We start from the raw sequence: 14,170 nt of genomic DNA, 5'->3' as shown, positions 1-14,170 counted from the left end.
AAGGAGGAAAGGAATAAGGAATGAGAAAAAAATCAAACTTTATCAAATGGCTATTAGTGGGAAGCTGCACAATGGTGGTAGCTCTTAGCGGATTTCATACAGTAAATGCAGAGAATGACTTTGCCGAAAATGAACGTGCTTATATGGATAAGTGTTCATCGAATACACTGTCACGAAGTGAGATTGCTGTATGTGAAGAATTTAATAGCTATTTGAAAGATAAAAGTGCCAATATTCAAAATAATATTGATACATTGGAATCAGATTTAACTTCAGTGAAAGAAAAAATTAATGCAGTGCATGAAGCAATTCAATCATTTAATGATCAGATTGCTTCACAGCAGGCAGAGATTGACTATATTTTAGCGAATATAAAAAACAAAGAAGATGATATTGCTTACCGTGAAGGATTGTTGAGAGAACGTCTTTATGCAATGCAGACCTATTCAAATTCAAATCAGTTTTTAAGCTTTATTTTAGGAGCAAGTGATTTTTCAGATTTATTCTCTCGTATTGAGGGAGTTAATGAATTAACTGCCAATGACAAGCAATTGATTGAACAGTTAAATCAAGATAAAAAAGATTTAGAAGAACAAAGAGTTTGGGCAGAAGATGCCAAAGCAACCTTAGAAGGATTAAAGGCTGAACAGGTTGCAAAAGAAAATGAATATACCGATTTAGTTAATCAATATGCTGCTAAGTTAGATAGCCAACAGCAGGATAAAGCAGAAATGGATGAATATAATGCCGCTTTAGATGCTGCGTTAAATGAAAGCCGTATCTCTTTGGAACAGCAGGAATGGCTGGATAATGGCGGAGCAAGTGCCGGAGGTGGAGCTGAGGCAACAGGAGATGCTGCCGCAGTTGTTGCTTGGGCAACCAGCAAGATTGGCTTGCCTTATATTTGGGGCGGAAGCGGACCTAATGGTTATGATTGTTCCGGTCTGACCTCTCAAGCCTATTTACAGGCTGCCGGAATTTGGATTGGACGTACAACTTGGGATCAAATTAAACAAGGAACTGATGTCGGATGGGGAAATTTCCAACCGGGAGATTTGATTTTCTTTAGTACAGATGGATACTGCAGTCATGTAGGAATGTATGTAGGAAACGGTGTTATGGTGCATGCCCCTCAGCCGGGAAGTACAGTGATGTATTCTAATGTGAATATTGCGTATTGGCAAAACACATTCTGTGGCGCTAGAAGATATTTATAAGGTAGAACCGATGTTCTGCCTTTTTTTGTTGCAACAGCTAAATTTTACCAAATTATAGGAATAAAGGAGACCCTTCGACAGGGTTAGAAATACTCTAATAAAAGAAGAAACAAAATATAAACAAAAAGAACATTTTAATAATATATTCAGCATTTTTGTGGTAGAATATCCTTATTGAGGTGATTGGATGAACTTGAACGAAGAACCAAAAAAGAAGGCGAAAATAAGAATTAATCCTGGAGCAATGGTCATTGCAATGATCCTATGCTTGGGCGGTGGTTATTGGTTAGGCAAAGAGACCGGCAAAGCAAACGGAACAATGTCAGCACAAAACCCTTTAGGTAAAATAGAGGAAGTTTACAATATCTTAAAAAATGACTGGATGAATGTATCTGACGAGATCAATTTAGATGATGTTTTAGCCAAAGCGATGGTAGAGGCGGTAAACGACCCTTATAATAGCTGTTTTACTCCTGAGGAATTAACTCAGTTTGAAAACACAATCAATAAAAACTATGAAGGCATCGGGGTGGCTTTTAATACTTTAGTTGGAGTTCCGATTATTACTCAGGTGTATGTGGGTTCAACCGCTGAAGCTGCCGGGTTAAAAATGGGCGATATTCTTCTTGAAGCAGATCATCAGGATTTAACGGATCTGACAAGCACGGAGATTGCCGATCTTGTTAAGGGAAATAGCGGAACGACAGTATTGCTGAAAGTGAAGCGCAATCAAGAAGAATTTGAAGTATCTGTAAAAAGGGCACCAATTGATTACTCGGCAATTTATGAGATTAGAGAAGCAAACAGCAAGAAATACGGTCTGATTCATTTAAGTTCATTTGGAACAACGACGGATAAAGAAGTAGAAAAAGCTTTAACTTATTTTAAAGCAGAAAATATCGAGACAATCGCTATTGATTTACGTGATAATACTGGTGGATACCTGCAGTCAGCCAAAGGCATTCTGGATTTATTTTTAGGCAAGGGACAAACTGAATTCAGTACCGAAGATAAACATGGTAAGCAAGTCATCTACCAATCTGAAAATAATAATCCTTATCAATTTGTAAATGGATATATTTTAGTTAACGAAAATACGGCTTCGGCTTCGGAAGTGGTTGCTGGTGCTTTACAGGAACTTTTGGGATATCAGCTGATTGGTACAAAAACTTATGGCAAAGGAGTTGTTCAAACACAAGTAACATTAAGTGATTTAAGTGTGGTTAAATATACTTCTTCAAAATGGATGCTGCCAAGTGGGAAAAATATTAATGAAGTAGGTTTGAGTGCGGATATTGAAGTGAACAATATAGATGCCAGTCATTTATATGATTTTGAGGTGACAGAACCATTAAAAACAGATATGGTTGATCTGCGTGTCCAGCAAATGCAGAAGATGCTGAAACTGCTCGGTTATAATGTTGACCGTGAAGATGGCTACTTCAATGAACTAACAAAGGAAGCTTTAGTTGAGTTTGAAAAGAACCATGGTTTAGAAGTTAATGGTGAATTATCTGATGATGACCGAGTAATTTTAATCAAAGAAGTGGTTTTATATTTAAATGATGAAAATAATGATCAGCAGTACCAAAAACTAATAATGTTGATCAAGTAAGGAGGGAATCTATGCCTAAATTTGAATTAGTGTCTTCCTATAAACCAACCGGAGATCAGCCTAAAGCGATCGATGAATTGGTAGAAGGAATCGAGAACGGTAAAAAAGTTCAGGTCCTTTTAGGAGGAACGGGGACAGGAAAAACATTTACTGTTTCCAATGTTATTGCAAAAGTGAATAAGCCAACTCTGATATTAGCTCATAATAAAACGTTGGCAGGACAGCTATATTCTGAATTTAAAGAATTTTTCCCTAATAATCGTGTTGAATATTTTGTATCAAACTTTGACTTTTATCAGCCTGAAGCTTATATTCCTAAAAGTGATACGTATATAGATAAAACATCAGTAACCAATTATGAAATCGAAATGCTGCGTTCGTCAGCAATGAATTCATTACTAGAACGTGAAGATACTATTGTCGTGGCGTCTGTTGCTTCTATTTATGGGCTGGGAAATCCGAATCAATATCGAGAAATGATTTTCAGTGTGCGTGTCGGACAAATGATTGACCGTAAAGAACTGTTAACTTATCTAGTAGATCGTCAGTATGTTAGAAATGATATCGAACAGACACGTGGAACATTCAGGGTACGCGGTGATGTAGTGGAAATAATGCCGGGACATACCGAAAACTGGATTGTGCGTATCGAACTTTTCGGTGATGAAGTAGAGCGAATTTGTGAAGTTGAGCCATTAACCGGAAATGTTTTAAACGTCTTTAATCATTACACAATTTATCCGGCTTATGATTATGTTACCACTAAAGAACAAATGAATCGTGCAGTCAATGGCATCAGCGAAGAACTGGAAGTGCGCTTAAAAGAATTACAGGAGGATAATAAACTTTTAGAACATCAACGCTTGGAGCAGCGTACACGTCATGATATCGAGATGTTAAGGGAAGTCGGTATCTGTTCAGGAATCGAAAACTATTCACGTCATATCGATGGACGTTCAGCAGGACAGCGACCTTATACATTGATCGATTATTTCCCTAAGGATTTCTTATTAATAGTAGATGAATCCCATGTTATGCTGCCGCAGATACGCGGAATGTATAATGGAGACCGTTCACGTAAAAACGTATTAGTTGATTATGGCTTCCGTCTGCCAAGTGCTTTGGATAACCGTCCTTTGCGTTTTGAAGAATTTGAAACCTTGATTAATCAGGCGATATATGTTTCAGCAACACCGGGAGACTATGAGCTGGAAAAAGTAAATAATCATTATGTGGAACAGATTATTCGTCCTACTGGTTTATTAGATCCAATCATTGAAGTCAGACCAATCGCTAATCAAATTGATGATATTATCGGTGAGATTAACGAACGTATCAAGCGTAATGAACGTGTATTGATCACAACACTTACAAAACGTATGGCAGAAGATCTGACAGATTATTTAAAAGAAGTGGGATTGAAAGTCTCATATCTTCATTCGGAAACGAAAACTTTGGAAAGAACGGAAATTTTACGTGATTTGCGTTTAGGGAAGTATGATGTGTTAATTGGAATCAACCTTTTAAGAGAGGGGCTGGACTTACCGGAGGTTTCATTAGTTTGTATTTTAGATGCGGATAAAGAAGGATTCCTAAGAAGTCACCGCTCACTGATTCAGACGATTGGTCGTGCTGCCCGTAATGCTTCGGGACGTGTTATCATGTATGCCGATCGTATCACTGATTCAATGAATTCAGCCATCAAAGAAACAAACCGTCGCCGCGAGATCCAAGAGGCTTATAATAAAGAACATAACATTACACCTAAAACCATTATTAAGGATATCCGTGACGCTATTCATGGCTTGGAAAATACGGTGGATTCTGCTGCTGACTTGCTAAAGAAAGGCAAGAAGGCACCTAAGAAAGCAAAAGAAGAATTGATCAAAGATATTGAAGCACAGATGAAAGCAGCGGCTAAAGTCTTAGACTTTGAAAAAGCAATGGAACTGCGAGATATCTTAATTGAATTAAAAGGTGAGAAATAATGGAATTTTTCAGTCACTTTTCGCCTATAGTAAAAGCAGTGTTCGATGCCATTAAACATTCTGGTGGAGATGCCTATATCGTTGGTGGTTATGTACGTGATGAATGGCTGAAGTTAAAAGGAAATAAAGATATTGATGTTGAGGTTTATGGATTAGAGCCTCAACATCTTCATATTACATTAAAAAAATTTGGCGACACTCAGCAGATTGGCAGAAGCTTTAGTGTTTTTAAATTAGCCTGTCTTCCTAATTTTGATTTTGCCTTAGCTAGAAAAGAAAAAAAGACCGGCGACGGTCATCGTGATTTTGTAATGGAATATCTGACGGATAAGAATTTTAAAGAAGCCTGTAAACGTCGAGATTTAACGATCAACAGTATTTTATTGGATCCTTACAGTGGAGAACTGATTGACCCTAATGGGGGAATACAGGACTTAGAAAATAAAATAATTCGTCTAATCGATGAAAATACGTTCAAAGAAGATCCTCTTAGAGTTTTAAGAGTAGCTAGAATGCAGGCGAAATTACCGGAATTTCATATTGATCCACAAACAAAACAAGTGTGTAAAGAGATGACCGGGCAACTGATTCACCTCAGTAAGGAACGTATTTTTCAGGAATACTCTAAGCTGCTGTTAAGTACCCAGCCATCGCTTGGTCTTTCTTTTTTGTATGAAATCAATGCACTGCCCAAACCTCTTTATTTATTGGCTAAAACAATGCAGAGAGCTGATTTTCATCCGGAAGGCAATGTGTTTAATCATACGCTGCTCGTTGTTGATTTAGCGGCATTATGCAAAGATAAAGCTGTTGATCCATTAGGTTTTATGTGGTCAGCCCTCCTACATGATATTGGCAAACCAGCGGTCACAACCGATCAAGGAAAAGCACCTAACCATGATTTAATAGGAGAACCGCTTGCCTATAAATTCATGTATGACTTATCTGGCAATAAGCGTTTATCAACGTATGTTTCACTGATGGTGCGATGTCATATGGTCTTGATGAATGCTTCAAGACAAGGCATGAAACCTTATCCTTATCTTAAAGTATTAAAGCGATTAGAAGGCAGGGTTAGTATAGATGATTTGGCACTCTTATGCAAATGTGATAAAATGGGAAGGGCAAGAATTGATTGCCAGTCGATTGAAAATTTTAATGCTTATATCGATAAAATGAAGAAAAATTATGGTATGATAGCTTTGCCTCCACTTGTAAGTGGACAAGATTTAAAGGATTTAGGTTATCTGCCTAACCCGGCATTTTCAAAGATATTGGAGGATGCCTATGATAAACAGCTGTCAGGAAAAGATAAACAGCAGCTAATCAACTATATTTTAAGCAAATATGAGAGGTGAAAATATGGAACACGATAAAATTATTATAAAAGGAGCCCGCGAGAATAACTTAAAAAATATTGATATTGAGATCCCACGTAATGAACTTGTCATTATGACTGGACTTTCCGGATCGGGAAAGACATCTTTGGCATTTGATACAATTTATGCTGAAGGGCAGCGTCGTTATGTTGAATCATTGAGTGCCTATGCTCGTCAGTTCTTGGGAAATGCGGATAAACCGGATGTTGACAGTATTGAAGGTTTGTCACCGGCTATTGCCATCGATCAGAAAACAACCAGTCACAATCCCCGTTCTACAGTTGGAACTGTAACCGAGATTTATGACTATTTGAGATTGCTTTATGCAAGAATTGGGGTAGCCTATTGTCCGGAGCATAATGTTCCCATTCAGTCTCAGACAGTAAAGCAGATGATAGATACAGTCGATCGCTTTGAAGATGGTTCAAGATTGCAAGTATTGTCGCCGATCATGAAAAATAAGAAGGGAACCCATAAAGATCTCTTTGAAAAACTTCGTAAAGAGGGCTATGTGCGTATCCGTGTCGATGGTGAAACCCGTTTATTAGAAGAAGAAATCGAATTAGATAAAAATAAACGTCACAACATTGAAGTCATTATTGACCGTATTGTGAAACGTGAAGATTATCGTTCACGATTAGCTGATTCATTGGAGACTGCTTTGAGATTAAGTGAAGGAGAAGCCATCGTTCAAAATCTTACAACAGAAACGGAGCATCTTTTTTCAGAAAACCATGCCTGTCCGATCTGTGGTTTTTCAGTACCCAAATTAGAGCCTCGTTTATTTTCTTTCAACTCTCCTTTGGGAGCGTGTCCGGATTGTAAAGGACTGGGGTTTAAAAATGAAGTCGATGTCGATTTGATTATTCCGGATCGTGAATTATCTATCAACCAAGGTGGAATCCGTTATTTCAAGACTGCTATCGGTACAGATCGTATTGAATGGCAGCGTTTCTTGATCTTGTGTGATAAATATCATATTGACTTAGATAAACCATTAAAGAAATTCACTAAAAAAGAAATGGATATTATCATGATCGGATCAACTGAACCGATTACTTATACAATTACTTCCAGTTCAGGAAATGTGAGCAAGACAACAAAATACATAGAAGGAGTTAAAACGCTGATCCAGCGTCGTTTTGAAGAAACAACTTCTTCATGGTCAAAAGAATACTATGAATCTTTCACCGCTGAACACACCTGTCCGACTTGTCATGGAAAACGTTTGACAGATGAAGTGCTAAGTGTCCGTGTCGGTGGATTAAACATCGCACAGCTGACAGATTTATCGATTAAAGAAGCTTTACGTTTCTTTAATGAACTTGAGCTGACGACGACAGAGGCCGTAATAGCGGAACTGATTCTAAAAGAAATTAAAGACCGTTTAGGCTTCTTATTTGATGTAGGCTTAGGGTATCTTTGCCTGTCACGTATGGCAGCCGGATTATCTGGTGGAGAAGCACAGCGTATTCGCTTGGCGACTCAGATCGGATCACGTTTGACCGGGGTTCTTTATGTATTGGATGAACCTTCAATCGGACTTCATCAGCGTGATAACGATAAATTGATTAATACCTTGCATCAGATTCGCGATTTGGGAAACAGTGTGATCGTTGTTGAACATGATGAAGATACGATGCGTGCCTCAGACTATATTATTGATATCGGTCCTGGAGCCGGGATTCATGGCGGAGAAGTCATTGCAGCCGGGACACCGGAAGAGATCATGAAAGATGAAAATTCTATTACCGGAAAATATTTGTCACATCGTTTAAGTATTCCTGTTCCTAAAAAACGCCGTAAGGGTAATGGTAAGTTTATTGAGATTAAAGGGGCAGAAGAAAATAACCTTAAAAAGATCAATGTGAAATTCCCATTAGGAACATATACGGTAGTAACCGGAGTATCGGGATCTGGGAAATCTTCCTTAGTCAATGAGATTTTATGCAAAGGCATTCAAGCTTCAGTGAATCGTACAAAGATCAAACCGGGGAAACATAAATCTATTCTCGGTTTAGAGCATGTTGATAAAGTTATTGATGTGTCACAAGATCCGATCGGACGTACACCACGTTCAAATCCAGCCACTTATACGGGAGTATTTGACGATATTCGTGATCTGTTTGCGAAAACCACCGATGCGAAACTAAAAGGCTATGATAAAGGACGTTTTTCATTCAATGTCAAAGGCGGTCGCTGTGAAGCCTGTCAGGGAGATGGTGTACGCCGTATTTCCATGCACTTCCTGCCGGATGTTTACGTGCCATGTGAAGAATGTGAAGGAAAACGCTATAATCGTGAAACTTTAGAAGTCATGTATCGCGGTAAAAATATATATGATGTCTTAGAGATGACGGTTGAAGATGCCTGTGAATTCTTTGCTAATCTGCCTAAGATCGCTAATAAGATGATTACATTAAGAGATGTGGGCTTAGGTTATATCAAATTAGGACAAAGTGCGACAACCTTATCAGGCGGAGAAGCACAGCGTGTGAAGCTTGCGAGTGAATTGCAGAAAAGAGCGACAGGAAAAACGGTGTATATCCTTGATGAACCATCAACTGGACTGCATAGTCATGACGTTGCTCGCTTAATTGAAGTACTGCAAAGCATTGTCGATAATGGGGATACGGTTGTCATCATTGAACATAATTTAGATATGATCAAAGTAGCCGATCATATTATAGACTTAGGACCAGAGGGCGGAGATGAAGGGGGAACCATCGTCGTAACGGGAACTCCTGAAAAAGTAGCTAAATGCAAAGACAGCTACACCGGTCACTTCCTACAGCATGTATTAAATGAAAATAGATCTTGATGCATTAAATCCTAAAAAGATGTTGAAACGACTCGTTTCCGTCTTTTTAGGTTTATTGATATTAGGCTTCTTTGAGTTTGCCGCTTCTATCAAGATGCAGGAGATGCTGCTTGTAAGCCTGCTTTATATGATTGGCTACACTGTGTTTGAAATACTCTATTTATTTTTGATTCTTCATCATTTTAAGGATAAAAAAATGACGATGAATTGGATGATTTTATTAAAAACGATACATTATTTTATAAGTTGGTTTCTTTTATTGTTAAATTCCTTTATACTAAAGGGAGAAAGTTATATGACTTTACTTGGTACATTACTATTATTTGTAATAGTGGAAATACTGTATATGATCACAACGTATCGTAAGGAGGACCCATCATGTCAAAAAAATCAGTATTAGTTAAAGTATTAACCGAACATTATCCAAGTCTTATACAAGCAACCGGAGATGAGACATCATTAGACCGTGAGATCTTGGTTCCGGAGATTAACCGTCCCGGTTTTGAATTAGCCGGTTTTTTCCAGCATAGTGATTTTCGCCGTGTTGTCGTATTCGGTGAAAAGGAAATGGCATTCATTGACCAAATGACAAAAGAAGAACAAGTGACACGTTTTGAGCGTTTAACCGATGATTTAACACCGGTAATCGTGATCGCTAAAAACTATCAGTGTCCTCCTATATTAAAAGAGATCGCTGATAAGAAGAACTTTCCAATTATGCTGACTGCACAGACAACTGGGCGTTTTTCAGTTGAACTATCAGCATTTCTTGATGAAAAGCTGGCACCGGAAACCCTGATGCATGGCGTATTTTTAAATATTTATGGAAAAGGCGTAATCATCAAAGGTGACAGCGGGATTGGTAAAAGTGAAATTGCTTTGGAATTAGTTAAGAGAGGACATCTTTTAGTAGCGGATGATGCAGTGGAGCTTTACCAAATCGGTCAGCAGATCATTGGGAAATCGCCTACTGTGCTTCAGAATCTGTTAGAGATTCGTGGAATCGGAGTTATAGATGTTGTTAAGATGTTTGGGGTTGGTGCAGTATTGGAAAAGGATCAGGTCGATATGATCATTCAATTAGAACGTTGGGTACCAAGCAAAGAATATACTAGAATCGGAATAGAAGATAAACAAGTGGTTGAAGATATTTTAGGTGTAGAAGTCGATAAATTGGTGGTCCCTGTAACAGGTGGACGTAACATGTCCGTTGTTATTGAAGCTGCAGTAATGAATAAACGTTTGAAAGAATTGGGCTATGACAGTTCAAAAGAATTTGTCGATCGTATCTTGGCTAATATTGAGAACGGGAAAGGAAACCAAAACTAATGGCTCTTTTTCCTAGCAGGACAATTTTCCTGCAATTAGGACCACTGAATATTACCTGGTATGCTGTCTGCATTATGTCAGGTGCTTTAATTGCGTATTTATTTTCTAAAAAAAGAATGAGTGATCGTGGATACAGCGATTTTCCTTTTTCTGACTTTCTGATCAATGTATTGATTATTGGAATTATTGGGGCAAGAATATGGTATGTTATCTTTACTTTCAATGAAAGATACATCAGCAACCCGATTGATATCTTTAAGATTTATGAGGGCGGTCTGGCGATTCAAGGTGGTGTCATTGCGGTATTACCTTATGCTGTCTACTTCATGAAAAAACATCATGTGGATATACTAAAGGCAGGAGATGCCATTATGCCAACCGTGTTAATAGCTCAGGCACTGGGACGCTGGGGAAATTTTGTTAATCAAGAGGCTTTTGGACAGATCATCACGGAAGCACATATAAATGCACTTCATTTGCCTGAATTTATAAAAAGTGGTATGTATATAAATGGATACTACAGACAGCCAACATTCCTTTATGAATCGGTATTAAATATTTTAGGATTTATCTTGATTGCTTATGTTATCAGTCGTTTCCTCAAGAAAGACGGATGCCAATTCGCTCTATATTTCGTGTGGTATGGCATTACTCGTTTTATCGTAGAAGCTTTCAGAAGTGATTCTTTGATGTTGGGATCGATTAAAATGGCACAATTGACTTCGGTTGTCTTTGTAATCGTTGGCGTTATTGCAATTATCTATTTATATATGCGAAAGAATAAAGAATCCGTTTAGAAAAGGAGAACACTATGTACGACTTAATTATTATCGGTGCTGGTCCGGCAGGGATGAGTGCCGCAGTATATGCATCACGTTCGGGGTTAAACACATTGATTTTAGATGGCGGGGCCCCTGGCGGAAAATTAAACTTGACGGCAGAAATCGAAAACTACCCGGGAAAACAAATCGTAGCGGGACCGGAGCTTGCTTATGAGATGTTTGAGCATGCGACCCATTTTGGAGCTGTTTATGAATATGGAATGGTCAAAGAAATCAAAGATTTAGGTGAGCATAAAGAAGTGATCACCGAAGAAAACACGTATGAAACAAAAGCGGTGCTGATTGCTACAGGAACTAAAGAAAGAAAAATCGGTATACCTAATGAGGAAGAAATGACAGGGCGTGGAGTTTCTTACTGTGCAGTATGTGATGGTGCATTCTTTGGCGGAGAAGAAGTCGCTGTGATTGGCGGTGGAAATTCAGCCTTGGAAGAAGCGATGTATTTAACTAAATTTGCAAGCAAAGTGCATTTGATCGTTCGTCGTGATGTATTTAGAGCGGATAAAATCGTTCAGGATAAACTTAAAGAGAATGATAAAATTGAAATTCATTATTTAAAGAAACCTGTTGAAATTGAAGTAGATCAGGAAAATAATAAAGTCAGCGGCTTAGTATTAGAGGATAGTCAGACAAAAGAGCGCAGCACTTTGAAAGTTACCGGAATCTTCCCATTTGTTGGTGCAGATCCAGTGACTGAATTTGCAAAAGGGTTAGATATTTTAGATGAACGTGGATATGTTATTACAAACGAAGATATGGCTACACATTGTCCTGGCATCTATGCTGCCGGTGATGTGCGCAAGAAATTCCTTCGTCAAGTTGTTACTGCAACGAATGACGGTGCAATTGCAGCACAGGCGATTAATCGTGACATGTTTGAATAAGAGGAGAAATCCTCTTTTTTTGTTGTGAGGATTTACTTGTCTTTAAGTAAGATTTATAATGGGATTAGGGAAGGGAGAACAATTATGGGAACAATTTGGATTTTCTTAACATGCTTTGTCGTGCCATTTGGTTTGTTAAGCATGTTTGTCAAGAAGAATAAGCGTTGTTTACTGACTTTTGGAATTGGGGCATTAACGTTTTTTGTCAGTCAGGTACTATTGCGTATACCATTACTTGAATGGTGGCAGAGCCATGCATCTACGCAAGTGTGGATAATAGCCAATTCGTTTTTGTATGTTTTGCTTTTATCTTTTTCTGCCGGATTATTTGAAGAGACCGGAAGATTAATTAGCTTTAAGCTTTTAAAAAAGACAGATACCCTTTATGAAGCGATTACTTTTGGTTTAGGACATGGAGGGATCGAAGCGATTTTGCTTGTAGGGATTCCGGCATTATCACAGACACTCCCATTGGAAAATGCTTTGCTTGCCGGAAGCGAACGCATTGCTGCGATATTAGTGCATATCACTTTATCTATCGTCATTTTTATTGGGGTAAAGAAAGGGCAGAACCTCCTATACTGGGCTTTAGCGGTTATGCTGCATGGGCTGTTTAATTTGATTCCGATAATGATCACTTATTTGAGCGGACCATTATTTTTAAGTGAGTGTGTTCTTTTTATTCTGGCGATAGGGTTGTTTGCAGGCGTTTACTTTTTAATGATAAAGGAGTATATAAAAGATGAAAAAATATTTTAAATGGTTAGTGATTGGATGTTGTTTTGTGGGACTGTTGGGATGTCAGAAAAGCAATGTATCAAAAGAAAGACAAGAAAGCATCAAAGTACTGGCGAATAAGGTGATTGATTCCCTCAATGCCGAAGATTACGCTGCAATTTCGGATATGTCAGATGCGAAGCTGAAAGAAATTAATATTGAGCAGGCAACGAAAGCTGCTTGGGGACCGGCAATAGGGGAACTGGGAGCATTTGAAGACTATGGAACATACAGCTATGCTTCAAAAGATGAAAATGTGACGGTTGTGGTGATCTCTAAATATGAAAATAAAAAGGTTCAGTTTACGATTACTTTCAATAATAAGGATGAATTGACAGGACTTTATTTTAAATAACAAAATCAAGGGAAAATCTCCCTTGGTTTTTTCTAAATAAATAACTTTTAAAGCGTGAGCTATGGGCGTATTAAGCAAAATAGTATATAATACACATATGAGGTGATACTATGGATAGAATACAGTTAGTAATGGTAACCGGATTATCTGGGGCAGGTAAGACAAGCTGCATGGCAGTGTTTGAAAATTTAGAGTTTCAATGTATCGATAATGCGCCCATTGAACTTTTGGAGCAATTTGCGAATTTATTAAAAATATCGAAAGAATATACGAAAGTGGCTTATGCCGTTAAATTAAAGGATGCATTGCAGGCAGCCCGCATCTTATCCAACTTAGATTGGATTGATTTATCCATTCTATTCCTTGATGCCAATGATGATGTCTTACTGAAGCGTTATAAACAATCCCGACGAACGCATCCATTGTTGATCAGTGAAAGAGCCGCTTCTTTACAAGAAGCGATTGAATTTGAACGTGAATTGGCAAAACCGGTTCTGCGTATTTCCAATAAAGTCATTGATACCAGCATGATGAAAACCAATAAGCTTCAGCAGTTAATTGAAGATTACTATCTGCATAGTGAAACCGATCCATTTAGAATCAGCTTCATTTCTTTTGGTTATAAGCATGGGATTCCCAAAGATTTAGATCTTATGTTTGATGTTCGTTTTCTTCCTAATCCGTTTTATGAAGACGCATTAAGAGAGCAGACCGGAAATGATAAGGCAGTCTATGACTATGTAATGGAAAAGCCGGAAACAAAGGAATTTATTGAGGTTTTAACCCCTACCTTGGATTACCTGTTTAAAAACTTTGAACAAGAAGGAAGAATGCATTTGGTTGTCGGTATCGGCTGTACAGGCGGTCAGCACCGTTCCGTAACTTTAACGAATTATTTTGCTGAGTATTATGCAAAGATTTATCAGGTTCATCGTTTGCATCGTGATGCAGATCATTAAAGGA

General features: G+C 38.1%; 12 protein-coding genes. All 12 read left to right on the top strand.

Features of this window, described 5'->3' with window-relative positions; genetic code table 11:
• Positions 1-20 precede the first annotated feature (20 nt).
• The 12 genes from ACLRVU_RS10450 (at position 21) to rapZ (ending at position 14,166) form a co-directional block, all read left to right on the top strand.
• Complete coding sequence (locus ACLRVU_RS10450; RefSeq protein ID WP_412891818.1) at positions 21-1,217, top strand: NlpC/P60 family protein; 1,197 nt, start codon at positions 21-23, stop codon at positions 1,215-1,217.
• A gap of 187 nt (positions 1,218-1,404) precedes the next feature.
• The gene (locus ACLRVU_RS10445; RefSeq protein ID WP_412891817.1) at positions 1,405-2,832 is read left to right on the top strand and encodes a S41 family peptidase; all 1,428 of its coding nucleotides are present in this window, start codon (positions 1,405-1,407) and stop codon (positions 2,830-2,832) included.
• An 11-nt stretch (positions 2,833-2,843) separates the two neighbouring features.
• Positions 2,844-4,820 (top strand): excinuclease ABC subunit UvrB, encoded by a 1,977-nt coding sequence (gene uvrB / locus ACLRVU_RS10440; protein WP_412891816.1) that lies wholly within the window; start codon positions 2,844-2,846, stop codon positions 4,818-4,820.
• On the top strand, positions 4,820-6,178 hold the full coding sequence (locus tag ACLRVU_RS10435; protein WP_412891815.1) for a CCA tRNA nucleotidyltransferase: 1,359 nt from the start codon (positions 4,820-4,822) through the stop codon (positions 6,176-6,178). Before uvrB ends, ACLRVU_RS10435 begins: the two co-directional genes overlap by 1 nt.
• A gap of 4 nt (positions 6,179-6,182) precedes the next feature.
• Positions 6,183-9,020: an excinuclease ABC subunit UvrA gene (gene uvrA / locus ACLRVU_RS10430; protein WP_412891814.1), complete on the top strand. Its 2,838-nt coding sequence runs from the start codon at positions 6,183-6,185 to the stop codon at positions 9,018-9,020.
• Positions 9,004-9,420, top strand: coding sequence for a hypothetical protein (locus ACLRVU_RS10425; protein ID WP_412891813.1), 417 nt, complete (start codon positions 9,004-9,006; stop codon positions 9,418-9,420). Before uvrA ends, ACLRVU_RS10425 begins: the two co-directional genes overlap by 17 nt.
• Positions 9,399-10,349 carry an HPr(Ser) kinase/phosphatase gene (gene hprK, locus ACLRVU_RS10420; RefSeq protein ID WP_412891812.1) on the top strand — a complete coding sequence of 317 codons (951 nt, stop codon included), beginning with the start codon at positions 9,399-9,401 and terminating at the stop codon, positions 10,347-10,349. The genes ACLRVU_RS10425 and hprK overlap by 22 nt, the downstream gene beginning before the upstream one ends.
• The gene (gene lgt / locus ACLRVU_RS10415; protein WP_412891811.1) at positions 10,349-11,146 is read left to right on the top strand and encodes a prolipoprotein diacylglyceryl transferase; all 798 of its coding nucleotides are present in this window, start codon (positions 10,349-10,351) and stop codon (positions 11,144-11,146) included. The genes hprK and lgt overlap by 1 nt, the downstream gene beginning before the upstream one ends.
• 14 nt (positions 11,147-11,160) lie before the next feature.
• Complete coding sequence (gene trxB / locus ACLRVU_RS10410; RefSeq protein ID WP_147551516.1) at positions 11,161-12,075, top strand: thioredoxin-disulfide reductase; 915 nt, start codon at positions 11,161-11,163, stop codon at positions 12,073-12,075.
• An 84-nt stretch (positions 12,076-12,159) separates the two neighbouring features.
• Entirely contained in the window at positions 12,160-12,834 is a 675-nt protein-coding gene (locus ACLRVU_RS10405; protein ID WP_412891810.1) for a YhfC family glutamic-type intramembrane protease, read from the top strand.
• A complete protein-coding gene (locus tag ACLRVU_RS10400) occupies positions 12,818-13,207 on the top strand; it encodes a DUF3887 domain-containing protein (RefSeq protein WP_412891809.1) in 390 nt (129 codons plus the stop codon). Before ACLRVU_RS10405 ends, ACLRVU_RS10400 begins: the two co-directional genes overlap by 17 nt.
• A gap of 110 nt (positions 13,208-13,317) precedes the next feature.
• Complete coding sequence (gene rapZ, locus ACLRVU_RS10395) at positions 13,318-14,166, top strand: RNase adapter RapZ (protein WP_412891808.1); 849 nt, start codon at positions 13,318-13,320, stop codon at positions 14,164-14,166.
• The last annotated feature ends 4 nt before the right edge of the window (positions 14,167-14,170 follow it).

It is taken from the genome of Beduini sp., assembly GCF_047239305.1.
Classification (GTDB): domain Bacteria; phylum Bacillota_I; class Bacilli_A; order Erysipelotrichales; family Coprobacillaceae; genus Beduini.
Note: the sequence above shows the minus strand (reverse complement) of the source record. Positions and strands in the feature narration are given on the sequence as shown.